At 55.8% G+C, this 24,744-nt stretch carries 21 protein-coding genes, 1 pseudogene and 1 other annotated feature; of the genes and pseudogenes, 12 read left to right on the top strand and 10 right to left on the bottom strand.

From position 1 onward, the window contains the following. Positions 1-85 precede the first annotated feature (85 nt). Complete coding sequence (pdxR, locus tag M989_RS19390) at positions 86-1,537, top strand: MocR-like pyridoxine biosynthesis transcription factor PdxR (RefSeq protein WP_064547988.1); 1,452 nt, start codon at positions 86-88, stop codon at positions 1,535-1,537. On the opposite strand, the gene M989_RS19395 is transcribed toward pdxR, so the two are convergent. The 6 genes from M989_RS19395 to acrA form a co-directional block, all read right to left on the bottom strand. After that, positions 1,506-1,976: a YlaC family protein gene (locus tag M989_RS19395; protein ID WP_064547990.1), complete on the bottom strand. Its 471-nt coding sequence runs from the start codon at positions 1,974-1,976 to the stop codon at positions 1,506-1,508. The two genes, pdxR and M989_RS19395, sit on opposite strands and share 32 nt — an antisense overlap. A 106-nt stretch (positions 1,977-2,082) precedes the next feature. Beyond that, positions 2,083-2,637, bottom strand: a complete 555-nt coding sequence (maa, locus tag M989_RS19400) for a maltose O-acetyltransferase (protein WP_064547993.1) — start codon at positions 2,635-2,637, stop codon at positions 2,083-2,085. Positions 2,638-2,771: 134 nt separating this feature from the next. Continuing rightward, positions 2,772-2,990 (bottom strand): HHA domain-containing protein, encoded by a 219-nt coding sequence (locus M989_RS19405; RefSeq protein WP_064547995.1) that lies wholly within the window; start codon positions 2,988-2,990, stop codon positions 2,772-2,774. Positions 2,991-3,015: 25 nt separating this feature from the next. After that, positions 3,016-3,390, bottom strand: a complete 375-nt coding sequence (gene tomB / locus M989_RS19410) for an Hha toxicity modulator TomB (protein WP_064547997.1) — start codon at positions 3,388-3,390, stop codon at positions 3,016-3,018. Positions 3,391-3,924: 534 nt separating this feature from the next. Then, on the bottom strand, positions 3,925-7,071 hold the full coding sequence (gene acrB / locus M989_RS19415) for a multidrug efflux RND transporter permease subunit AcrB (RefSeq protein ID WP_064547999.1): 3,147 nt from the start codon (positions 7,069-7,071) through the stop codon (positions 3,925-3,927). Between the two features lie 22 nt (positions 7,072-7,093). Then, complete coding sequence (gene acrA, locus M989_RS19420) at positions 7,094-8,290, bottom strand: multidrug efflux RND transporter periplasmic adaptor subunit AcrA (protein WP_064548001.1); 1,197 nt, start codon at positions 8,288-8,290, stop codon at positions 7,094-7,096. A gap of 142 nt (positions 8,291-8,432) precedes the next feature. On the opposite strand from acrA, the gene acrR reads away from it, so the two are divergent. Further along, a complete protein-coding gene (gene acrR, locus M989_RS19425; RefSeq protein WP_064548003.1) occupies positions 8,433-9,077 on the top strand; it encodes a multidrug efflux transporter transcriptional repressor AcrR in 645 nt (214 codons plus the stop codon). 126 nt (positions 9,078-9,203) lie between these two features. Further along, complete coding sequence (gene mscK, locus M989_RS19430; RefSeq protein WP_064548005.1) at positions 9,204-12,554, top strand: mechanosensitive channel MscK; 3,351 nt, start codon at positions 9,204-9,206, stop codon at positions 12,552-12,554. A 97-nt stretch (positions 12,555-12,651) separates the two neighbouring features. Here the strand turns inward: mscK and rsmS are convergent, their stop codons facing one another. Both rsmS and priC read right to left on the bottom strand, forming a co-directional pair. Further along, positions 12,652-12,813, bottom strand: coding sequence for a pleiotropic regulatory protein RsmS (gene rsmS, locus M989_RS19435; protein ID WP_064548007.1), 162 nt, complete (start codon positions 12,811-12,813; stop codon positions 12,652-12,654). A 13-nt stretch (positions 12,814-12,826) separates the two neighbouring features. Then, a complete protein-coding gene (gene priC / locus M989_RS19440) occupies positions 12,827-13,354 on the bottom strand; it encodes a primosomal replication protein N'' (RefSeq protein WP_064548009.1) in 528 nt (175 codons plus the stop codon). Positions 13,355-13,421: 67 nt separating this feature from the next. Here priC and M989_RS19445 point away from each other — a divergent pair, with 67 nt between their 5' ends. The 7 genes from M989_RS19445 to adk all read left to right on the top strand — a co-directional run bounded on the left by M989_RS19445 (position 13,422) and on the right by adk (position 20,426). Then, positions 13,422-13,799 carry a DUF454 family protein gene (locus M989_RS19445; protein WP_064548010.1) on the top strand — a complete coding sequence of 126 codons (378 nt, stop codon included), beginning with the start codon at positions 13,422-13,424 and terminating at the stop codon, positions 13,797-13,799. Positions 13,800-13,948: 149 nt separating this feature from the next. After that, the gene (gene apt, locus M989_RS19450; RefSeq protein WP_052283817.1) at positions 13,949-14,500 is read left to right on the top strand and encodes an adenine phosphoribosyltransferase; all 552 of its coding nucleotides are present in this window, start codon (positions 13,949-13,951) and stop codon (positions 14,498-14,500) included. Between the two features lie 92 nt (positions 14,501-14,592). After that, the gene (gene dnaX / locus M989_RS19455; RefSeq protein WP_064548012.1) at positions 14,593-16,527 is read left to right on the top strand and encodes a DNA polymerase III subunit gamma/tau; all 1,935 of its coding nucleotides are present in this window, start codon (positions 14,593-14,595) and stop codon (positions 16,525-16,527) included. After that, positions 15,857-15,921, top strand: a sequence feature (DnaX frameshifting element). It overlaps the preceding gene by 65 nt. 57 nt (positions 16,528-16,584) lie before the next feature. Next, a complete protein-coding gene (locus tag M989_RS19460) occupies positions 16,585-16,914 on the top strand; it encodes a YbaB/EbfC family nucleoid-associated protein (protein WP_064548013.1) in 330 nt (109 codons plus the stop codon). Then, positions 16,914-17,519 carry a recombination mediator RecR gene (recR, locus tag M989_RS19465; protein ID WP_064548015.1) on the top strand — a complete coding sequence of 202 codons (606 nt, stop codon included), beginning with the start codon at positions 16,914-16,916 and terminating at the stop codon, positions 17,517-17,519. The genes M989_RS19460 and recR overlap by 1 nt, the downstream gene beginning before the upstream one ends. Before the next feature lie 107 nt (positions 17,520-17,626). Then, a complete protein-coding gene (htpG, locus tag M989_RS19470) occupies positions 17,627-19,501 on the top strand; it encodes a molecular chaperone HtpG (protein WP_064548017.1) in 1,875 nt (624 codons plus the stop codon). A 280-nt stretch (positions 19,502-19,781) separates the two neighbouring features. After that, entirely contained in the window at positions 19,782-20,426 is a 645-nt protein-coding gene (gene adk / locus M989_RS19475) for an adenylate kinase (RefSeq protein ID WP_014069168.1), read from the top strand. A 19-nt stretch (positions 20,427-20,445) separates the two neighbouring features. Here the strand turns inward: adk and M989_RS26575 are convergent. Continuing rightward, positions 20,446-20,526: pseudogene (locus tag M989_RS26575) on the bottom strand (hypothetical protein); the annotation flags it as partial. An 84-nt stretch (positions 20,527-20,610) separates the two neighbouring features. On the opposite strand from M989_RS26575, the gene hemH reads away from it, so the two are divergent. Together hemH and M989_RS19485 are read left to right on the top strand one after the other, a co-directional pair. Continuing rightward, positions 20,611-21,573 (top strand): ferrochelatase, encoded by a 963-nt coding sequence (gene hemH, locus M989_RS19480; RefSeq protein WP_064548020.1) that lies wholly within the window; start codon positions 20,611-20,613, stop codon positions 21,571-21,573. A gap of 63 nt (positions 21,574-21,636) precedes the next feature. Further along, entirely contained in the window at positions 21,637-22,941 is a 1,305-nt protein-coding gene (locus M989_RS19485) for an inosine/guanosine kinase (RefSeq protein WP_064548022.1), read from the top strand. A gap of 102 nt (positions 22,942-23,043) precedes the next feature. Here the strand turns inward: M989_RS19485 and ybaL are convergent, their stop codons facing one another. Continuing rightward, positions 23,044-24,720 (bottom strand): YbaL family putative K(+) efflux transporter, encoded by a 1,677-nt coding sequence (ybaL, locus tag M989_RS19490; RefSeq protein WP_064548024.1) that lies wholly within the window; start codon positions 24,718-24,720, stop codon positions 23,044-23,046. Positions 24,721-24,744: the final 24 nt, after the last annotated feature.

The following is a 24,744-nucleotide window of genomic DNA, read 5'->3' on the forward strand; positions in this document are numbered from 1 at the left end:
TAAACAATACGTCGAGCGTAGGGGTTTACTGGTTCCATAAAAAGTGCCACCAGGGTATCTTTTGATGGTGCCACAAGGAGCTGCCATGAATATTCCCGACGATCCCTTTTTTACTCTATTGAGTGATGCGCTTGCGGCGCGTGGCGCAGAAACGCTGCAACGCAGCCTGTACGCGGCGCTCAGAGACGCCATTCTGTGCGGACAGCTTCAGGCGCAGAGCTGGCTTCCCGGTTCGCGTACGTTGGCCCAGCGGCTGAATATTTCCCGCAATACGGTCAACGCCGCGTTGGAGCAATTGGCGATGGAAGGCTATCTTCGCCGCGACCGTCGCGGCTCTCGGGTGGCCTCGTTGCCGCAGACGGCGGGCGGCGCCGACTTTTTATCGGTGGAATTGCCGGAACGCCTGCTTGAGTTGCCGCAGGTACAACCTCGCGATACGCCGCCGCTTCTGTTTACCCCCGGCACGCCGGCTATTAACTATTTCCCTTTGCCGCTGTGGCGTCGACTGCTGGATCGCGTTTTGCGTGAACAGGGCAGCAGCCTGCTTGGCTACGGCGATGCAGCGGGAGAATGGCCGCTGCGGGTGGCGATTGCCCGGCATCTGGCGTTATCGCGTGGTATCGACTGTGATGCGCGGCAGATTGTCATCACCGAAGGCGCGCTGGAAGGGGTCAATCTTTGCACGCATCTGCTGAGTGAACCGGGACAGAGAGCGTGGGTAGAGGAGCCTGGCTACTTCGGCGCGAAAAGCGCGTTTCTGGCGGCGGGGCTTGTGCTGGAGGGTGTGGCGGTAGATAACGAGGGAATGCGGATTGCCGCCAATATGCCGCCACCAACGCTGATTTTTACCTCGCCTTCACACCAGTACCCGACCGGTAGCGTGCTTAGCGCGGCGCGGCGGCTGGCGCTACTGGAGTATGCGCGCCAGCATGGCTGCTGGATTATTGAAGATGATTACGATAGCGAATTTCGCTTCAGCGGCGAGCCGATTCCGGCAATGCGCGGCATGGACGACAACGCGCCGGTGGTTTACCTCGGCACCTTCAGCAAGACGCTGTTCCCGTCGCTGCGCATTGGTTTTATGGTCCTACCGCCGATGCTAGTGGAGGCTGCACAACCCGCCATTCGTGCGCTGCTGCGCGGTGGGCATCGGGCAGAGCAGCGCGCGCTGGCGAGCTTCATTGAGGAAGGGCACTATGCCCGGCATCTGGCGGCGATGCGCCGTCTGTACCGCAAGCGTCAGGCACAGCTGCGCGCGGTACTGGGAGAAGAATTAAGCGTACCGCACGAATTAATGGCGGGTGAGGGTGGGTTACATATGACGGTCGCCATTGACGGCATTGATGACGTGTCGCTGGTGCGCCAGGCGCGCGCGCATCAGATGACGCCCAGCGCGCTCAGCACCTTTTATCTCGATCGCCAGCATGCCCGTACGGGGCTAGTGCTGGGTTATGGTAATACGTCCGCCTCCCAGTTTGCACCGGCAATACGGACGTTACAGCGGCTTATTGCGCCGCTTCGGCGCGGGCAAGGGTAAATACGTCGTAGAACGACAGGTCGCCCTTGGTGGTGACCATTTTTTGCAGCTGCGTTTTGTACTGACCGTCAACACGGTTGGAGTGCAGGATATTGTCAATCAGCTCCGGTGGTACGAAGCGGGTATTGTACCATTCACCGTTGTAGCACACGCGGAAATCCAGCACATCGATATCTTCGTATCGGTAACGCGGATAGACATCGAAGAAGAAGAAGCCGTTCAGTAGCGCAAACAGCAGCCATAGCAGCCAGACCGAGTCGGCAAGCGTTTCGGAGCGCATCATCACGACCAGGGTGGCAAAGAATGCGAGGTACATGGCGATGAACAGGCCGGGGTGATTGCGAATAAAACTGATACTAAAGCGCGGCCGGTTGTCGCGCTTTTCGCGGGCGTTGAGTTCATCAATAGTTTGCGTGAGTAATCGCTGGATCTCGGACATCTTTTTGCTCGGCAACGTAAGGCGGAATAGCCTATTGTATGTTGCGTTAACCCATGCAGAAAGTAACAGATTGGTTGCAAAAAAGCATAACAGTCCGTAGCGGTTATCAGGCTAACATTTTGATGATGCGGGCCGGGTTGCCGCCGACAACGGCATTGGCCGGAACGTCTTTTACCACAACGGCGCCGGAAGCAATCACCGCGTTATCGCCAATCGTCACGCCGGGGTTAATCACCGCGCGTCCACCAATCCACACATTGTGGCCAATTGTCACCGGTTTGCCGAACTCGATGCCGCTATTGCGTTCAATGGCGTTGAGAGGATGAGTCGCGGTGTAAATATGTACACCCGGTGCCAGCATGCAGTTATCGCCGATATGAATCGGGCAGACGTCGAGCATGACGCAGTCGAAGTTAGCGTAGAAGTTAGCGCCAAGAAAGATATTGTAGCCATAGTCGCAGCGGAACGTTGGCTCGATATAAGCATCGTCGCCTTTGCCGAGCAGCTCGTTGAGTAGCGCTGTGCGTTCGGCTTTTTCATCCGGAGCCGTATGGTTATATCGGTGAATCAGCTGCCTTGCGCGGATCCTGTCCGTTCTTAGCGTGTCATCGGCCGGGCGATAATGCTCGCCGGCAATCATCTTACGTTTTTCATCGCTCATGGGCGTCTCCCTTTAATAGAGCCATCACCTTAAAAGGTGATTAGCGCTTTGGGAACGTTCCCCGCCCGTCGATGTGATGCCATTCACACAATCAGTCACATAACAGGGAGAAGTCATGCATGAAACAGAAAAAATTAACGGATGTATTTCCACACGGTTGAAGGGATCTTGTCGTACAGTTTATTCATCGTCAATTCTGCCAGACGATGATCGGCTGCTGAGTAAAATACCGCCAGCTCATTATCAGAGAGTTCATATTTATTTTTTTCAATAACGCGTTCCAGCGTGTCAATAGACTGACAGCGGCGTAGACGCATCAAATAATCGGTTTTAGTTAGTGGTTTATCAGACATAATTCACCCATTGATTGTAATAATTTTAACAAGACAGGCTAACAGGGTTAGCACGGCTAGCATTGACAAAACAACGGAAGAGTTTGTTCCCTGACTTCCGCCATTTTTGCAGGTCGACGCTATTAATGCCGTAGTTGCTGAATAACATGAAAGTATCATCCAGATATTCATCAATCTGTGCAATCAGTTTATTATCGTCGTCGTACTTAATTTTATAATTAAGCGCGAACGTTGCAATATGTTCTATCAGCTCATTAAGCTGCAGGTTAACCGCCGAGGTAGGGTCATTCACCCAGCCATGGTTACTCTCTTCGAGCGTGGCAAGACAATCATGATACAGGGTTTCACAAAGAAACTTAAGCTGTGCGATATCATGTCTTTTTGGTGAGTATTCGTCCATAACGCATCCCCCTTGTCGTAGTGCAAACAACGAATAACAAATACCGGTGTGGGATGGTACTGCTGGCAACCTGAAACGTGCACCTGTTCCTGATCTGCTGTAACTATAATCTACTCCGCAAAAGATTTCACCGAGCTATTACGAAAAATTACAATTAAATCTCAGGAGGTTAAATTTTTTCCCTTCTCACCCATATGACTGAGCATAAGAAGCTAACGCCTTGTTTCTGTTCCGGAAGACGTTGAGCGATATGTCGATTCATAACCTTAGACCGCCGTGGGAGAGGGGAGTGCGTTCATTGCGGCTAGGAATGTTCCTAATTTTTTTCTTAACGAATACGCACTTTCCGGATTATTCGAAATAAATTAAAGATAAATCTCAAATTCTTAAATTTATCAATCCATCTTATTTTTATTATTACGGGTATGCAAAGATTCTCATTTATTAATGAATGATTAAAAAGTAGACGTTTTAAGGTGGTTTGCGGCGAGATAAAAAAAGGGCCGCTTGCGCGGCCCTTTCGGTGAGAGCGTTTTAGTGATGCTCAACCTTATGGCTGTGCTCAATGTCTTCGTTTTTACGACTGAAACGACGACGCACGACCACGAAGAACACCGGTACGAAGAAGATAGCCAGTACGGTCGCCGTGACCATCCCGCCCATTACGCCGGTACCAACGGCGTTCTGCGCACCGGAGCCAGCGCCGGAGCTGATAACCAGCGGCATTACGCCGAGGATAAAGGCCAGCGAGGTCATCAGGATTGGACGCAGACGCATACGAACCGCTTCCAGCGTCGCCTCGATGAGACCTTTACCTTCTTTGTCCATCAGGTCTTTGGCAAACTCAACGATCAAGATGGCGTTTTTCGCCGATAGACCGATGGTGGTCAACAGACCCACCTGGAAGTAAACGTCGTTGGTCAAACCGCGCAGCGTTGCGGCCAGCAGCGCACCCACAACCCCCAGCGGAACCACCAGCATAACCGAGAACGGAATTGACCAGCTCTCATACAGCGCTGCCAGACAAAGGAAGACGACGATCAGCGAAATCGCGTACAGGGCAGGGGCCTGGTTACCGGACAGACGTTCCTGGTAGGACATGCCCGTCCAGTCGTAGCCGATACCCGCCGGCAGTTTACCCGCCAGTTCTTCCATCAAGTTCATGGCCTCACCGGTACTCTTACCTTCAGCCGCCTGACCCAGGATTTCCATGGATGGCAGGCCGTTGTAACGTTCCAGACGCGGTGAACCGTATTCCCAGCGAGAGGTAGAGAAGGCCGAGAACGGCACCATCTGACCATCGCTACCGCGAACGTACCATTTGCCGATATCTTCAGGCAGCATACGGTATTTCGCTTCGGACATCAGGTACACCTTCTTCACACGACCGCGGTCGATGAAGTCGTTGACGTAGCTACCGCCCCAGGCCGTGCCGAGAGTGGTATTGATGTCGCTGATGGATACACCCAGCGCCTGGGCTTTTTCCTGATCGATATCGATCTTGAACTGCGGCGTATCTTCCAGGCCGTTAGGACGTACGCCGGTCAGCACGTCTGGGTGCTGGGCAATCATCCCGAACAGCTGGTTACGCGCCTGGGTCAGTTTTTCGTGTCCCAGACCCGCCTGGTCAATCAGCTGGAAGTCGAAGCCGGTCGCGGTACCCAGTTCTACGATAGCCGGCAGGTTAAAGGCGAACACCATCGCGTCTTTAATCTGCGAGAAGTAGCCCATCGCACGACCGGTAATCGCTTCAACCTTGTTCTCTGCGCCCGGACGTTCACTCCAGTCTTTCAGCGACACGAACGCGATACCGGTGTTCTGGCCACGTCCCGCGAAGCCGAAGCCGTTTACGGCGAAGACGGATTCAACGTTGTTTTTCTCTTTGGTGAGATAGTAATCGGTCATCTCATCCAGCACTTTCTGCGTACGTTCCTGGGTTGCACCGGCAGGCAGCTGCGCCATGCTCAGGAATACGCCCTGGTCTTCGTCCGGCAGGAACGAGCTTGGTAGACGTACAAACAGGAACGCCATGCCGACAACGATGATCAGATACAGCAGCAGGTAACGACCGGTGCTGCGCAGAATGTTGCCTACGCTATCGGTGTAGTGGTGCGTGCTCTTCTCGAACATCCGGTTAAACCAGCCGAAGAAACCGGTGGTTGTGCCGTGGCTGCCTTTCTGAATAGGTTTCAGCATAGTGGCACACAGCGCCGGGGTCAGAATCAACGCCACCAGTACCGACAGCGCCATCGCCGAAACGATAGTGATAGAGAACTGGCGATAGATAGCACCGGTAGAACCGCCGAAGAAGGCCATCGGGATAAATACCGCAGACAGCACCATGGCGATACCGACCAGTGCGCCCTGAATCTGGCCCATGGACTTACGCGTCGCTTCTTTCGGCGGTAGACCCTCTTCGGCCATTACACGCTCAACGTTCTCGACCACCACGATGGCGTCATCCACCAATAGCCCGATGGCGAGCACCATCCCGAACATCGTCAGGGTGTTTATCGAGAAGCCGAACGCGGCAAGCACCGCAAAGGTCCCGAGCAGGACGACCGGTACGGCGATGGTTGGGATCAACGTCGCGCGGAAGTTCTGCAGGAACAGATACATCACCAGGAACACCAGGATGATCGCTTCGACCAGCGTTTTCACTACTTCGTGAATTGAGATCTTAACGAACGGGGTGGTGTCGTACGGGTAAACGATTTTCAGGCCTGACGGGAAGAACGGCTCCATTTTCACCAGTTCAGCGCGAATGGCATTCGCGGTGTCCAGGGCGTTAGCACCGGTCGCCAGTTTAATACCCAGACCGGAAGCCGGCTGACCATTAAACTTCGCCACGACGTCATAGCTTTCACCGCCGAGCTCAATTTTCGCGACGTCGCGCAGGCGAACCTGCGAACCGTCCTGATTGACCTTCAGCAGAATGTTGCCAAACTCTTCGGTATTCGTCAGACGGGTCTGCGCCACGATAGAGGCGTTCAGCTGCTGGCCTGGTACAGGCGGCGTACCACCTAACTGACCTGCTGCAACCTGGGCGTTCTGCGCTTTCAGGGCACTGATGACATCAACCGGCGTCAACTGGAAGTTGTTCAGTTTGTTCGGGTCCATCCAGATACGCATCGCGTACTGAGAACCGAACAACTGAACGTCGCCCACGCCGCTGGTACGGCTGATGGCGTCTTTCATGTTCGCTGCCACGTAGTCAGAAATATCGTCCTGGTTCATGGTGCCGTTGGTGTTGATAACACCGACGACCATCAGGAAGCTGCTGGACGCTTTCTCAACGCTGATACCCTGCTGCTGAACTTCTTGCGGCAGAAGCGGCGTTGCCAGTGCGAGCTTGTTCTGTACCTGAACCTGGGCGATGTCCGGATCGGTACCGGATTCGAAGGTCAGCGTGATGGTTGCGGTACCGGTGGAGTCGCCGTTGGAGGACATGTACATCAGGTGATCGATACCGTTCATATTCTGTTCGATAACCTGAGTAACCGTGTTCTGCACCGTTTCGGCGTCAGCACCGGGGTACATGGCCGTGATCGAAATTGCAGGCGGCGCGATCGTCGGATATTGCGCAACCGGCAATTTGAGGATCGATAGCCCCCCAGCCAGCATGATAATGATGGCGATCACCCACGCAAATATGGGGCGATCGATAAAGAAATTAGGCATGTCTTAACGGCTCCTGTTTAAGTTAAGACTTGGATTGTTCTGACTGAGCAGCGCCCGCTGCGGCTTGCTGTTTATCGTCAGAAGTGACTTCCTGGGCTTTTACCTGCACGCCAGGTTTCACTTTTTGCAGACCGCTGATGATGACGCGATCGCCATCTTTCAGACCTTCGGTCACCAGCCATTTATCGCCAATAGCCTGGGTCGCAACAATCTGGCGGGTTTCAACTTTATCGCCTTCACCGATAACCAGCGCGCTCGCGTCGCCACGAGGCGTACGGGTGACACCCTGCTGAGGCACCAGCAGCGCAGTCGGGTTGGTACCTTCTTCCAGACGCGCACGCACGAACATGCCCGGCAGCAGCGTATGATCTGGGTTCGGGAAGATCGCGCGCAGCGTGATAGAACCGGTCGTCTGGTCAACGGTCACGTCAGAGAACTCTAAGGTGCCGCTCTGCGGATATTTGATGCCGTCGTTGGTCACCAGATCCACTTTCGCTTTGCCGTTTTCTTGTTTCAGTTTGCCATCCGCCAGCTCCTGCTTCAGGCGCAGGAAGTCGTTGCTGGACTGCGTAACGTCAACATAGATAGGGTCCAACTGCTGAACGGTCGCCAGCGCGGTGGTTTGCCCGTTCTGTACCAGCGCGCCTTCGGTGACCGAAGACTTACCAATGCGTCCGCTGATAGGCGAGGTGACTTTGGTGTAAGCCAGGTTGATACGCGCGGTTTCTACGGCGGCTTTTGCCGCCAGCACGGCAGCATTTGCCTGCTGAGCATCAGCGACGGCGCTGTCGTAGTCCTGACGGCTGATGTACTGCGTCCCCAACAGTTTGGAGTAACGGTTCACCGTCAGTTTGGCGATATTGGCTGCCGCTTCGGCCTTCGCTAAATCACCTTTCGCACTTTCATAAGACGCCTGGTAAGTTGCCGGATCAATCTGATACAGCGACTCGCCCGCTGTGATTTCGCCACCTTCGATAAAGTTGCGCTTCAGAATAATACCACTGACCTGCGGACGAACTTCCGCGATACGGAAGGCGCTGGTGCGACCCGGTAATTCTGTCGTGATTACAAGAGGTTCAGATTTGAGCGTCACAACGCCAACTTCTGGCATATGTTGTGCTCCTTGCTGAGCTGGTTTGTCGTCACATCCTGTTAGCGCTAAGCTGCCTGAGAGCATCAGAACGACCGCCAGAGGCGTTAACCCTCTGTTTTTGTTCATATGTAAACCTCGAGTGTCCGATTTCAAATTGATCAATGGAACAAGCGTCCACAAACCCATTGCTGCGTTTGTATTATCGTCATACTATGGTACATACATTCATAAATGTATGTAAATCTAACCCCTGCAATTTCACCGACCTATGGCACGAAAAACCAAAGAACAAGCGCAAGCTACGCGTCAGCACATACTGGATGTTGCCCTACGGTTGTTCTCACAGCAGGGGGTATCATCTACTTCACTCGCCGAGATTGCAAAAGCGGCTGGGGTGACGCGTGGGGCAATCTACTGGCACTTTAAGGATAAGTCGGATCTGTTTAACGAAATCTGGGCGTTATCAGAGTCCAGCATCAGCGATCTCGAGATTGAGTATCGGGCAAAATTCCCGGGGGATCCACTCTCAGTATTGAGGGAAATCCTGGTTTACATTCTCGAAGCCACCGTTATCGAAGAGCGCCGACGGCTGATGATGGAAATCATTTTTCACAAATGTGAGTTTGTCGGTGAAATGGCCGTAGTGCAACAGGCACAGCGTAATTTATGTTTAGAAAGTTACGATCGCATTGAACAGACGTTAAACGACTGTGTTGCCGCCAGGGTATTACCGGCGAATTTGCTCAGTCGCCGGGCGGCCATTCTTACCCGCAGCTATATTTCCGGGCTGATGGAAAACTGGCTGTTTGCTCCAACCTCGTTTGACCTACGGGCAGAGGCGCAGGCTTATGTCGCGATCCTGCTTGAGATGTATCAATTTTGCCCGACGCTACGCGGCGAGACGTCGGCCTAAACCTTCCTCAATTACCAGGAATAATCCTGGGTTCTGCGGCTTTTCGCGTGTTGCCAGAAGTGCTATTCTGCGCGGGCATTTATCCCCGGTTTTTCACCGGCTTTAGCAACCACTCATGTTAAAATTATGCTGCTTAATATCCGCCCCCGGGCCACGATTTCCGCATTCTTCATTATTGCTGTCTGCTTTCTTTTCTCGGTAGCGACGGCGCAGGCGCGCTCGCTCAGCGGCTATGATATTCCCGACCGCACCGATGTTCAGGATCAGCTTTCGTCGCTGAATAATAAAAAAGACCTGACGCCGCAGGAAAAGCTGGTTCAGCAGGATTTAACGGAAACGCTGCAGCTGCTGGATAAAATCGACAACGTGAAGGCGGAAACCGCCGCCTTGCAAAAGCAGGTGGATCAGGCGCCGCTGAAATTGCGTCAGGCCACCGATAATCTCAATGCGCTGAGCGACGTTGATAATGATGATGAAACCCGTAAAACGCTGAGTACGTTGTCGCTGCGCCAGTTGGAAGCCCGCGTCTCGCAGGCGGTTGACGATCTGCAAAATGCGCAAAACGATCTCGCGACTTACAACAGTCAGCTGGTTTCGCTACAAACCCAGCCAGAGCGCGTGCAAAACGCCATGAATTCGGCATCACAGCAGCTTCTCCAGGTGCGCAATAGCCTCAACGCGAGCACCGTGGGTGATGGGCTGCGCCCCACTCAGCAAACGATGCTGCAGGTGCAGAAAACCCTGCTCGACGCCGAGATTGAGCTACAGCGTAAAAGCCTTGCCAGCAACACTTCCTTGCAGGATACCCTGCAAAAACAGCGCGACTACGTGACCGCATACAGCACGCGTCTGGAACACCAGCTCCAGCTGCTGCAGGAAGCGGTGAACAGCAAGCGCCTGACGTTGACGGAAAAAACCGCCGCTGAAAACGCCTCGCCGGAAGAGACCGCCCGTATTCAGGGTAATCCACTGGTGAAGCAAGAGCTTGAGATTAACCATCAGCTGAGTCAGAAGCTGATTACCGCCACTGAAAGCGGTAACCATCTGGTGCAGCAGAACATTAAAGTGAAAACCTGGCTCGATCGCGCGCTGCAATCTGAACGTAACGTGAAAGAGCAGATCGCCGTCCTGAAAGGGAGCCTGCTGCTGTCGCGCATTCTTTATCAGCAGCAGCAGACGCTGCCGTCGGCAGATGAGCTGGAGGATATGACCACCCGTATCGCCGATCTGCGCCTTGAGCAGTTTGAGATTAACCAGCAGCGTGATGCCCTGTTCCAGAGCGATGAATTCGTCGCCAGGCTGGAGGAAGGGCATAGCAGCGAAGTGGATAGCGAAGTGCACGACGCGCTGCTGCAAATTGTCGATGCGCGCCGCGAAATGCTCGATCTGATCAACAAGCAGCTGGGCAGCCAGCTGATGATGGCCATCAATCTGCAAATCAACCAGCAGCAGCTGATGAGCGTATCGAAAAGCCTGAAATCCATCCTCACTCAGCAAATCTTCTGGGTAAACAGCAACAAGCCAATGGACTGGGACTGGATTAAATCCTTCCCGGAAGCCCTGAAAGACCAGTTTAAGTCGATGAAAATCACCGTGAACTGGGAAAAAGCGTGGCCCGCCGTGTTTGTCGCCTTCCTTGCCGGGCTTCCGCTGCTGCTGATTGCCGGGCTGATTCGCTGGCGGCTACAGTGGCTGCGCAGCTATCAGGACAAGCTCGGCGATCAGGTGGGGAATCTGCGTAATGACAGCCAGCTGCATACGCCGAAGGCTATCCTTATCGATCTCATCCGCGCGCTGCCGGTGGTGCTGATCATTCTGGCGATTGGCCTGATTCTGCTCACCATGCAACTCAATATCAGCGCGCTGCTGTGGGCGTTTAGTAAAAAGCTGGCGATTTTCTGGCTGGTGTTTGGCCTGTGCTGGAAGGTGCTGGAGAAAAACGGCGTTGCCGTCCGCCACTTCAATATGCCGGAACAGCTGACCAGCCACTGGCGTCGGCAGATTGTGCGCATCAGCCTGGCGCTGCTGCCGCTGCACTTCTGGTCGGTGGTGTCCGAGCTTTCGCCGCTGAACCTGATGGACGACGTATTGGGGCAGTTCGTGATTTTCCTTAACCTGCTGGTGATTGCGACGCTGATGTGGCCGATGTGCCGCGAAAGCTGGCGCGATAAAGAATCACACAGCCTGCGTCTGATCACCATGACCGTGCTGGCGCTGGTGCCGGTCGGCCTGATGGTGCTGACCGCCACCGGTTATTTCTACACCACGCTGCGCCTCTCCGGCCGCTGGATTGAAACCGTTTATCTGGTGATCTTCTGGAACCTGCTCTATCAGACCGTGCTTCGCGGCCTGAGCGTCGCGGCCCGTCGTATCGCGTACCGTCGTGCGGTCGCGCGTCGGCAGAATATGGTGAAAGAGGGGGCCGAAGGCGCCGAGCCGCAGGAAGAACCGGCCATCGCGCTGGAGCAGATCAACCAGCAGACGCTGCGTATTACCATGCTGGTGATGGTGGCGCTGTTTGGCGTCATGTTCTGGGCCATTTGGTCAGACTTAATTACCGTCTTTAGCTACCTGGACAGCATCACTCTGTGGCACTACAACGGCACCGAAGCCGGGGCCAGTGTGGTGAAAAGCGTCACTATGGGCAGCCTGCTGTTCGCTATTATCGCCTCGATGGTGGCCTGGGCGCTGATCCGCAACTTGCCGGGTCTGCTGGAAGTGCTGGTACTCTCGCGGCTGAACATGCGTCAGGGGGCCTCCTACGCTATCACCACGATTCTGAACTACGTGATTATCGCCGTCGGGGCGATGACCGTGTTCGGCTCGCTGGGCGTGTCGTGGGATAAACTGCAGTGGCTGGCCGCCGCGCTATCGGTAGGTCTTGGTTTTGGCTTGCAGGAGATTTTCGGTAACTTCGTCTCCGGTCTGATTATTCTGTTTGAGCGTCCGGTTCGCATTGGCGATACGGTAACCATCGGTACCTTCTCGGGGACGGTCAGCAAGATCCGCATCCGCGCGACGACCATTACCGATTTCGATCGTAAAGAGGTGATCATTCCGAACAAGGCATTCGTTACCGAACGCCTGATCAACTGGTCGCTCAGCGATACCATCACCCGCGTGGTGATCCGCCTCGGCGTGGCTTATGGATCGGATCTGACCAAAGTCAAAGAAGTGCTGCTGAAAGCGGCGATGGAGCATCCGAAGGTGATGCACGATCCGGAGCCGTCGGTCTTCTTTACCGCTTTTGGCGCCAGCACGCTGGATCACGAACTGCGTCTGTATGTGCGTGAACTGCGCGATCGTAGCTACACCGTCGATGAACTGAACCGCACCATCGACCGTCTGTGCCGCGAAAACGATATCAACATCGCCTTTAACCAGCTGGAAGTGCATCTGCATAATGAGAAGGGCGATGAAGTGACGGAAGTGAAGCGTGACAGTAAAAATGACGGCAAGGATATGATTGCCGATTAATCCGTAGGCTGGATAAGCGCAGCGCCATCAGGCACGCCGCCGTATATTGCCGGATGGCGGCGTTGCCTTATCCGGCCTACAGATCGTGCCCTTGGCGCTATGGCGCCTCATCCGCGCGGCTTTTCAGCTTGTTGAGGTAATCTTTGCGCACCATCTCCAGCGCGCTTAGCACAATTTCTGGGGCGATTTGGTTGCTCTCCAGCAGCTCAATCAAATCAACCGCCAGCTTGACGTCATCCGGGGCATTTTCCAGCGACATATTCTCTCCTTAATCAGCGCGTGATGCGTGCCAGTACGCGTTCTATTTCTTCCAGCGCCTGACGGCAGCGGGCAAGGCGACCGTCAAAGGCGGTGATTTCGCGCGCCAGACGCTGCTGTTCGTCAAGCGTAGTGGCCTGCTGATACTGCTGCTGGCGCTGCTGCTTCATCTCCAGCAGTCGACGCTCAAACTCCTGTGTTTCCAGCCGCTTACGCTGCCAGCGACGTAATCCCGGCGAGGCGCTGTCCCACACGCGCAGCGACCAGGCTTCGCTTTCCCGATTGATGGCTTCAATCTGCGCCGCCAGGCGTTCAGCAAGCCAGGAAACCTGCGGCAGCTGTTGCTGCTCGACGGCGTGCTTTAGCTCCTGAAAATGGGCGTTCGCCTCATCAAGATAGGCCTGCATTTGCGTGCTGCGCGTCTGGAACAGCTGACGGTCAAAGCGGGCGCTCAGCGTGGCGTGTGCGGAAAGCGGCGCGATACGCGCCTGAAGCCGCGCAAGCTGTTGTTCCAGCGTTTGTAAAAGCAGGGCCGTTTTCACCGGATTCTCCGTATTCTTGTTATCGGCTATGCTACAGTAGCAGACTCATTTGATAACTATTCGCATTATGCAGCGTACTATTCTAATCATTATTGGCTGGTTGGCGGTAGCCCTTGGCACCCTCGGCGTGGTTTTGCCACTGCTGCCGACCACGCCGTTTATTCTGTTAGCCGCCTGGTGCTTTGCCCGCTCGTCGCCGCGTTTTCATGACTGGCTGCTGTATCGCTCCTGGTTTGGCGGCTATCTGCGTCACTGGCAGCGGTATAAAGCCATGCCGCCGGGCGCGAAGCCGCGCGCCATTGCGGTGATTTTGTTGACCTTTGGCGTTTCGCTGTGGCTGGTGAATCTGTTGTGGGTCCGACTCTTGTTGCTGGTCATCCTCTGCGGATTGTTGATTTTTTTATGGCGAATTCCCGTCGTTGATGCAGAGCAACAAAAGCCGTGAACCGCATTAATGGTGTTGCAATTCTGCCAGCTTGCCAGTAAATTCTGGCGTTTTCGAGCACAGGCGCGCCTGGTTAAAAGTTAATCAAATGTAACTTTTAGCCCATTTTGCTCGCCTTGAGTAACACTGTTTCAATCAGGCACAAACCTATGACCGCAACTGCACAGCAGCTTGAATATCTGAAGAACAGCATCCAGAGCATCCAGGATTATCCGAAACCTGGCATTCTTTTCCGCGATGTCACCAGCTTACTGGAAGACCCGAAAGCCTACGCGCTCAGCATTGAACTGCTGGTCGAGAAGTACAAAGACGCCGGTATCACCAAAGTCGTGGGTACCGAAGCGCGTGGTTTCCTGTTTGGCGCGCCGGTCGCGCTGGCCATGGGCGTAGGTTTTGTCCCGGTGCGTAAACCGCGCAAGCTGCCGCGCGAAACCATCGCCGAAAGCTACGAACTGGAGTACGGCACCGATCAGCTGGAAATCCACGTTGACGCGATTAAACCGGGCGACAAAGTGCTGGTGGTCGACGATCTGCTGGCAACCGGCGGGACCATTGAAGCGACGGTGAAACTGATCCGTCGTCTGGGTGGCGAAGTGCACGATGCGGCCTTCATCATCAACCTGTTCGATCTGGGCGGCGAACAGCGCCTGGAAAAACAGGGTATCACCAGCTACAGCCTGGTGAATTTCCCGGGGCACTAAGCATTTCCCGATACATAGCCTCGCCTGCCCGGCGGGGCTGTGGTAGCATTATCCCTTCGTGAATCCACCTTCCAGCGTTTCAGAGCCTGCCAATGAGTTATCAGGTCCTAGCCCGAAAATGGCGCCCACAAACCTTTGCTGACGTCGTCGGCCAGGAACATGTGCTGACCGCACTGGCGAACGGCTTATCGTTAGGGCGCATTCATCACGCATATCTCTTTTCCGGCACCCGTGGCGTCGGGAAAACCTCTATCGCCCGCTTACTGGCGAAGGGGCTGAACTGCGAAACCGGCATTACCGCCACCCCGTGCGGCGTGTGCGATAACTGCCGCGAAATTGAGCAGGGGCGTTTCGTCGATTTAATTGAGATCGACGCCGCCTCGCGAACCAAAGTCGAAGACACTCGCGACCTGCTGGATAACGTCCAGTACGCGCCCGCGCGCGGCCGCTTTAAGGTCTATCTGATCGACGAAGTGCACATGCTCTCCCGCCACAGCTTCAACGCCCTGTTGAAGACGCTGGAAGAGCCGCCTGCGCACGTCAAATTCCTGTTAGCCACCACCGATCCGCAAAAACTGCCGGTGACGATTCTGTCGCGCTGCATTCAGTTCCACCTCAAGGCGCTGGACGTTGAGCAGATTCGCCATCAGCTTGAGCATATCCTCGACGAAGAGCATATCGTTCACGAGCCTCGCGCCCTGCAGCTGCTGGCGCGTGCGGCGGACGGTAGCCTGCGCGATGCGTTAAGCCTCACCGATCAGGCGATCGCCAGCGGCGAAGGCCAGCTGACGACCGTCTCCGTCAGCGACATGCTTGGCACGCTGGATGACGATCAGGCGCTGTCGCTGATTGAAGCGCTGGTGGCCGCCAACGGCGAGCGAACGATGGAGCTGGTTAACGATGCCGCTCTGCGCGGTGTCGACTGGGAGGCGCTGCTGGTTGAAATGCAGAGTCTGCTGCACCGGATTGCGATGGTTCAGCTGTCGCCTGCGGCGCTGGGCAGCGATATGGCGGCGATTGAACAGCGGATGCGCAACCTTGCGCGTACCGTGCCGCCCACCGACGTGCAGCTGTACTATCAAACGTTGCTGATTGGCCGCAAAGAGCTGCCGTTCGCGCCGGACCGCCGCATGGGCATTGAAATGACGCTGCTGCGCGCATTGGCATTTCATCCGAATGCGCCGCTGCCGGAGCCGGAAAGGCCGCAGCAGACGTTTGCGCCTGCCTATGCCCCGGTGACGCAACAGCCTGCGCCCATGCCTTCTGCCGCACCGATGACGCCGCCGCCAGCGGCCGCGCCGCTGCCAGACTCCACCAATCAGGTGCTGGCCGCGCGACGTCAGCTGCAGCAGAGCAGTCAGGGAGCAACCACCCCAAAAAAGAGTGAACCGGCAGCCGCTTCCCGCGCGCGGCCGGTGAATAACGCTGCGCTGGAAAGACTGGCTTCGGTGTCTGAACGCGTTCAGGCGCGCCCGGCGCCGTCCGCGTTGACCCAACCGGCGGCGAAAAAAGAGGCTTATCGCTGGAAAGCGACCACGCCGGTTGAAGAAGTCAAAAAAGAAGAAGTCGCCACGCCAAAAGCGCTGAAGAAAGCGCTGGAACATGAAAAAACGCCGGAACTGTCGACGAAGCTGGCGGCGGAATCGTTAGAGCGCGATCCGTGGGCGGCGGAAGTCAGCCAGATGGCGCTGCCGAAGCTGGTCGAGCAGGTGGCGCTTAACGCGTGGAAAGAGCAAGACGGCAGTAAGGTGTGCCTGCATCTGCGCCCGACGCAGCGGCATCTTAACTCGCCCGGCGCGAAGCAGAAGCTGGCTGAGGCGATGAGCAGTTTATACGGTGCGCCTGTTGAATTGACCATCGTGGAAGATGATAATCCGGCGGTGCGTACGCCGCTGGAGTGGCGACAGGCCATCTATGAAGAGAAACTCGCGCAGGCGCGCGAGTCGATCATCGCGGATAATAACATTCAGACCCTGCGCCGGTTCTTCGACGCGGACCTGGATGAAGAGAGTATTCGCCCCATTTGACCGCAAGCGCTGCTTACGGTCGTTATTCTTTAACGTGACCTACTGAGAGAGAAGCCTATGTTTGGTAAAGGCGGTCTGGGTAACCTGATGAAACAGGCCCAGCAGATGCAAGACAAAATGCAGAAAATGCAGGAAGAAATCGCCCAGCTGGAAGTCACCGGCGAATCTGGCGCAGGTCTGGTCAAAGTGACCATCAACGGCGCGCACAACTGCCGTCGCGTTGAAATCGACCCAAGCCTGCTGGAAGACGACAAAGAGATGCTGGAAGACCTGGTCGCTGCGGCGTTCAACGATGCGGCGCGCCGTATTGATGAAACCCAGAAAGAGAAAATGGCCTCTGTATCCTCCGGTATGCAGCTGCCGCCAGGCTTCAAGATGCCGTTCTGATGCAAACCAGTCCGCTGTTAACTCAGCTGATGGAAGCGCTGCGCTGCCTGCCGGGCGTTGGCCCGAAGTCGGCGCAGCGCATGGCGTTTACCCTGCTGCAGCGTGACCGCAGCGGCGGGATGCGTCTGGCGCAGGCGTTAACCCGCGCGATGTCGGAAATCGGCCACTGCGCCGATTGCCGCACCTTCACCGAGCAGGAGGTGTGCAACATTTGTGCGAACCCGCGTCGTCAGGAAAACGGCCAGATCTGCGTGGTGGAGAGTCCGGCGGACATCTACGCCATTGAGCAGACCGGGCAGTTCTCCGGCCGCTACTTCGTGCTGATGGGGCATCTGTCGCCGCTCGACGGCATCGGCCCGGATGATATTGGTCTTGACCGCCTTGAGCAGCGTCTGGAAACAGAGCAGCTCACGGAGATTATCCTCGCCACCAACCCGACGGTGGAAGGGGAAGCCACGGCCAACTATATCGCTGAGCTGTGCGCGCAATATGGCGTCGAAGCCAGCCGCATCGCCCATGGCGTGCCGGTAGGCGGCGAGCTGGAGATGGTCGACGGCACCACGCTGTCGCACTCGCTGGCCGGGCGTCATAAGATTCGTTTTTAATCAAACGAGAGCAGGATTTTCTGCTCTCGCTTGAAATCCTCACCACCCATCCCCATTTTCCTCTCATCGCTTTTTTTACCTTGTAATCACCATTGAGGTATTTTGCAATGAAAGGACAAGAAACACGTGGCTTTCAGTCAGAAGTAAAACAGCTTCTGCACCTGATGATCCATTCTCTGTATTCCAATAAAGAAATCTTCCTGCGTGAGCTTATCTCTAACGCTTCAGATGCTGCCGACAAGCTGCGCTTCCGCGCGCTGTCCAACCCGGATCTGTATGAGGGCGATGGCGAGCTACGCGTACGCGTCTCCTTCGATAAAGATAAGCGTACGTTGACCATTGCCGACAACGGTATTGGTATGAATCGCGACGAGGTTATCGATCATCTCGGGACGATCGCAAAATCCGGCACCAAAGCATTCCTAGAATCCATGGGTTCTGACCAGGCCAAAGACAGCCAGCTGATCGGTCAGTTTGGCGTCGGTTTCTATTCCGCGTTTATCGTGGCGGATAAAGTTACCGTGCGCACCCGTGCGGCGGGCGATAGCGCAGAGAACGGCGTGTTCTGGGAATCCGAAGGCGCGGGCGAATACACCGTGGCCGACATCACCAAAGACGATCGCGGTACTGAAATTACCCTGCACCTGCGCGAAGGCGAGGACGAGTTCCTCGACGACTGGCGCGTACGTTCGATCATCAGCAAATACTCCGACCATATCGCGCTGCCGGTAGAAATTGAAAAATCCGAAGAGAAAGACGGCGAAACCGTGGTTTCCTGGGAGAAAATCAACAAAGCGCAGGCGCTGTGGACGCGTAATAAAGCCGAGCTGAACGACGACGAATACAAAGCGTTCTACAAGCATATCGCCCACGATTTTACCGACCCGCTGACCTGGAGCCACAACCGCGTGGAAGGCAAGCAGGAGTACACCAGCCTGCTGTATATCCCGTCTCAGGCGCCATGGGATATGTGGAACCGTGATCATAAACACGGCCTGAAGCTGTACGTACAGCGCGTCTTTATCATGGACGACGCCGAGCAGTTTATGCCGAACTACCTGCGTTTCGTACGCGGTCTTATCGATTCCAACGATCTGCCGCTGAACGTCTCCCGTGAAATTCTGCAGGACAGCAACGTCACCCGCAACCTGCGTAATGCTCTGACCAAGCGCGTGCTGCAGATGCTGGATAAGCTGGCGAAAGACGATGCTGAGAAGTATCTGACCTTCTGGAAACAGTTTGGTCTGGTGCTGAAAGAAGGGCCGGCGGAAGACCATGGTAACCAGGAAGCGATCGCCAAACTGCTGCGCTTTGCGTCTACCCATACCGACACTTCCGAGCAGAACGTGTCGCTGGCCGACTACGTGTCGCGTATGAAAGAAGGGCAGGAGAAAATCTACTACATCACCGCTGACAGCTACGCCGCGGCGAAGAGCAGCCCGCATCTGGAGCTGCTGCGTAAGAAAGGCATCGAAGTGCTGCTGCTTTCCGACCGCATCGATGAGTGGATGATGAACTACCTGACCGAGTTCGACGGCAAGCCGTTCCAGTCCGTTGCTAAAGCCGATGAGTCCATCGACAAGCTGGCGGATGAAGTGGACGAGAGCGCCAAAGAAGCAGAAAAAGCGCTGACCCCGTTCGTTGAACGCGTGAAAACCCTGCTGGGCGACCGCGTGAAAGAGGTGCGTCTGACTCACCGTCTGACCGACACCCCGGCCATCGTCACCACCGACGCCGATGAAATGAGCACCCAGATGGCGAAGCTGTTTGCCGCTGCGGGCCAGGCCGCGCCGGAAGTGAAGTACATCTTTGAACTGAACCCGGACCACGTGCTGGTGAAACGCACCGCAGATACCCAGGACGAAGGGCAGTTTAAAGAGTGGGTTGAACTGCTGCTCGACCAGGCGCTGTTCGCCGAGCGCGGTACGCTGGACGATCCTAACCAGTTTATCCGCCGCATGAACCAACTGCTGGTGTCATAAACCTTACCCTCACCCTAACCCTCTCCCTAAAAGGGAGAGGGGACTGGCCCGGAGCTGGTTTTCTCCCTCTCCCTAAAAGGGAGGGGGGACTGGCCTGGAACTGGTTTTCTCCCTCTCCCAGTGGGAGAGGGGCGGGGTGAGGGCATCAAACTGCTCCGTACGCAAAATATCTGACCATTAACCGTTTCAGCCGTCCCTCCTTCCTTGAGCCATCGCCGTTCTGGTGGTATCTTTTAGCGCTTTTTAAAAAATATTGACAACCTTTGAGGGGATTTTCGCAATGCGTATCATTCTGCTTGGCGCACCTGGCGCGGGTAAAGGAACTCAGGCACAGTTCATCATGGAGAAATATGGCATTCCGCAAATTTCCACCGGTGATATGCTGCGCGCCGCCGTTAAATCCGGCAGCGAGCTGGGCAAACAGGCTAAAGACATCATGGACGCCGGCAAACTGGTTACCGACGAACTGGTTATCGCGCTGGTCAAAGAGCGTATCGCTCAGGAAGACTGCCGCAACGGTTTCCTGCTGGACGGCTTCCCGCGCACCATTCCGCAGGCTGACGCCATGAAAGAAGCGGGCATCAACGTTGACTACGTGCTGGAATTCGACGTACCGGACGAACTGATCGTTGACCGTATCGTCGGTCGTCGCGTACACGCCGCTTCTGGCCGTGTTTACCACATCAAATTCAACCCGCCTAAGGTTGAAGGTAAAGATGATGTGACCGGCGAAGAGCTGACCACCCGTAAAGACGATCAGGAAGAGACCGTACGTAAGCGCCTGGTGGAATACCATCAGATGACCGCGCCGCTGATCGGCTACTACTCCAAAGAAGCGCAGGCGGGTAACACCAAATACGCGAAAGTTGACGGCACTCAGGCCGTGGCTGACGTACGCGCAGAGCTGGAAAAAATTCTCGGCTAATGTTGTGCCGCCATCCGATGCCGGATGGCGGCGTAAATGCCTTATCCGGCCTACACTCTCCCGTAGGCCTGATAAGCGCAGCGCCATCAGGCAAAAATTCTCATCTTACCTCTCACAGCAATTAGTTTTTCTTCTCCGCTTTTCCGCTACAATTATCAACAATTTGAATCGATAAGAGGCGGTAATGCATCATAAGAAACCTGGTATCCTGCTGGTTAACCTCGGCACTCCCGATGCTCCCACGTCTGAAGCCATTAAACGCTATCTGAAGCAGTTTTTAAGCGATAAGCGCGTCGTGGATACGCCTCGCTTGCTGTGGTGGCCGTTGCTGCGTGGCGTCATCCTGCCGATTCGCGCGCCAAGGGTGGCGAAGCTATATGAATCCGTGTGGATGGAAGAAGGCTCACCGCTGCTGGTCTACAGCCGTCGTCAGCAGCAGGCGCTGGCGGCGCGTCTGCCGGATGTGCCGGTGGTGCTGGGCATGAGCTACGGCACGCCATCGCTGCAAAGCGCGGTGGATGAACTGCTGGCGCAGGGTGTTGAACAGCTCATCGTGTTGCCGCTCTATCCGCAGTATTCCTGTTCCACCGTGGCTGCGGTGTGGGATGAACTGGCGCGCATTCTGGCCACCAAACGTGCGATTCCGGGCGTCTCGTTTATTCGTGATTACGCGACCGATCGTCACTATATTCAGGCGCTGGCGGCGAGCGCTCGCGCGTCATTTGAGCGTCACGGTGAGCCCGATCTTCTGCTGCTTTCCTACCACGGTATTCCGCAGCGCTATGCCAATGAAGGCGACGATTATCCGCAGCGCTGCCGCGACACCACGCGTGAACTGGTCTCCGTGCTGGGTATTTCGCCAGATAAGGTGATGATGACCTTCCAGTCGCGCTTTGGCCGTGAACCGTGGCTCACGCCGTATACCGACGAAACGCTCAAGATGCTCGCGGAAAAGGGCGTGAAACATATTCAGGTGATGTGCCCAGGTTTCTCTGCCGACTGTCTTGAAACGCTGGAAGAGATTGCGGTACAAAACCGCGAACTGTTCCTCGAGGCGGGCGGGCAGAAATATGAGTATATTCCGGCGCTCAATGACGATGCCGCACATATCGAAATGATGGTGAATCTGACGGCGTCGTATCGCTAATCGCAAGCGGGCGGGGGAGTGTGCTACTATTCCCCGCTTGTTCCTAGTCATCCAGAAATCACCATGAAATTTCCCGGTAAACGCAAATCTAAACATTACTTCCCGGTGGACGCTCGCGATCCGCTGCTCCAGCAGATTCAACCTGAAAGTGAAACCAGTACCGCCTGGGTTGTCGGTATCGACCAGACGCTGGTGGATATTGAAGCCAAAGTCGACGATGCGTTTATTCAGCGCTACGGCCTGAGCGCCGGGCATTCGCTGGTGATTGAAGATGATGTCGCGGAAGCGCTATACCAGGAACTGGTACGCGAGAGCCTGATTACCCATCAGTTTGCCGGTGGCACCATCGGTAATACCATGCACAACTATTCGGTACTGGCGGACGACCGTTCGGTACTGTTGGGCGTCATGTGCAGCAATATTGAAATTGGCGGCTATGCCTATCGTTACCTGTGTAATACCTCCAGCCGTACCGATCTTAACCATTTACAGGGCGTCGATGGCCCGATTGGCCGCTGCTTTACGCTGATCAGCGAAAGCGGAGAGCGTACTTTTGCTATCAGCCCAGGATACATGAACAAACTGCGTCCGGAAAGCGTGCCGGAATCGGTGATTGCCGGCGCCTCTGCGCTGGTGCTTACCTCTTACCTGGTGCGCTGCAAGCCGGGCGAGCCGATGCCGGACGCCACGATGCAGGCCATCGCCTACGCGAAGAAACACAATGTGCCGGTGGTGCTGACGCTGGGCACCAAGTTTGTGATTGCCGATAGCCCGGAATGGTGGCAGAGCTTTATTAAAGAGCACGTGTCGATTCTGGCGATGAACGAAGAAGAAGCGGAAGCGCTGACCGGCTTGAGCGACCCGTTACAGGCGGCGGATAAAGCGCTGGATTGGGTGGACCTGGTGCTGTGTACCGCCGGGCCGACCGGGCTGTATATGGCGGGCTTCACCGAAAACGAAGCCAGGCGCAAAACTCAGCACCCGCTACTGCCGGGAGCCATTGCCGAATTTAACCAGTACGAATTCAGCCGAGCGGTGCGCTATAAAGACTGTCAGGATCCGCTGCGCATCTACTCGCACATTGCGCCGTTTATGGGCGGCCCTGAGAAGATTATGAATACCAACGGCGCAGGTGACGGCGCGCTGGCGGCGCTGCTGCACGATATTACCGCTAATGCTTACCATCGCAGCAACGTGCCAAACTCCAGCAAGCACCAGCATAACTGGCTGACCTACTCGTCGCTGGCGCAGGTGTGTAAGTATGCCAACCGCGTGAGTTATCAGGTGCTGAACCAGCATTCGCCGCGTCTGACGCGCGGCCTGCCGGAGAAAGAAGATAGCCTCGAAGAGGCATACTGGGAGCGGTAATAGGGTTATTCAGGCCAGCGTCAACGCGTAGGCCTGATAAGCGTAGCGCCATCAGGCACGAACATTGCCGGATGGCGGCTTTGCCTTATCCGGCTTACGATGCTATCCGCTAACCGCCTCACTTAACGGCGGATCGCTCAATAGCCCCAGCATGGTTTTCGCTATCTCACGCTCACCCATGACCACCTCATTGGCACCTCGTTCGCTGATATACGCGACTTCATCGTCGTAATGCGCACGGGCGATAATCTCAAGATGCGGATACTTCTCGCGGGCGCTGGCGACGATTTCTCCGGCCTCATAGCCGTTCGGAATAGTCAGCAGCAGCCAGCGGGCGCAGTCGAGGTGCGCCAGCGTCATAATTTCTTCGTTGGCGGCGTTGCCCAGCACGGCGCGAATGCCGCGCTCGCGCAGTTCATCCACACGGGTGCGCGAGGTTTCAATCACCACCAGCGGAATCCCTTGCGCCATCAGCTTCTCGCCGAGCAGGCTGCCGACGCGACCGTAGCCAACCAGCAGCGCGTGGTTGCAGATATCTACCGGAATCTGCTTCTCATCTTCCAGCGCCTCTTCCAGCGTCTGTTCCTCAAGCGTTTCCGTTTTCTCGAGGTATTTCTCCAGCACGGAGAACAGCACCGGATTGAGCATAATGGAGAGGATCGCCCCCGCCAGCACCAGGTTTTGCCCGGCTTGCGGCAGGAGATCCAGCGCCATGCCCAGACCGGCGAGGATAAAGGCAAATTCACCAATCTGCGCGAGGCTGGTGGCGATGGTCAACGCGGTACGCTGGGAGTGGCCGAACAGGCGCACCAGGCCAAACGCGGCGAGCGATTTACCGAAGATGATGATTGCCAGCGTTCCCAGCACCGCCAGCGGCTGCTCAATCAGAATCAGCGGATCAAACAGCATGCCGACGGAGACAAAGAACAGCACCGCAAACGCGTCACGTAGCGGCAGGGTATCGTGCGCCGCGCGGTGGCTCAGTTCGGATTCGTTCAGCACCATCCCGGCGAAGAACGCGCCCAGCGCGAAGGAGACGTCAAACAGTTCGACCGCGCCGAAGGCGATGCCCAGCGCCAGCGCCAGTACCGAGAGCGTGAACAGTTCGCGAGAGCCGGTGGCGGCGCTGCGGGAGAGGATCCACGGCACCAGGCGGCGGCCAACCAGCATCATAATGGCGATAAACGCCACCACTTTACCGATGGTTATCGCCATATCGATAGCCAGCGAGGCGAAACCGATATTTTCTTTTTCCATCATTCCGGCGACGGCAGGCAGCAGCACCAGCGTCAGGACCATCACCAGATCTTCAACGATCAGCCAGCCGATGGCGATCTGCCCCCGCTGACTATCAATAAGCTGTCGTTCTTCTAACGCGCGCAGCAGCACCACGGTACTGGCGGTAGACAGGCACAGGCCAAAGACGATGCCGGTCATTATGGACCAGCCTAAGAAGGTGGAGAGCAGCATCCCGAGCAGGGTGGCGACCGCTATCTGCGCTATCGCGCCGGGTATGGCGATGGACTTTACCGCCATCAAATCTTTCAGTGAGAAATGGAGACCGACGCCGAACATCAGCAAAATAACGCCTAATTCCGCGAGTTCTGGTGCCAGTTTGGTATCAGCGACAAATCCTGGAGTAAAGGGTCCGGCCAGTACGCCCGCTAACAAATATCCTACCAGTGGAGAAATTCTTAACTTATTGGCAATCATGCCAAGGAAAAAAGCGAGCACAAGGCCACCAACAATGGTGGTGATTAGCGGTGTGGCGTGATGCATTCCGTCTCCTTTCGTCGTGATGCG

This window comes from Kluyvera georgiana ATCC 51603, from assembly GCF_001654985.1.
GTDB classification, from domain to species: Bacteria; Pseudomonadota; Gammaproteobacteria; order Enterobacterales; family Enterobacteriaceae; genus Kluyvera; species Kluyvera georgiana.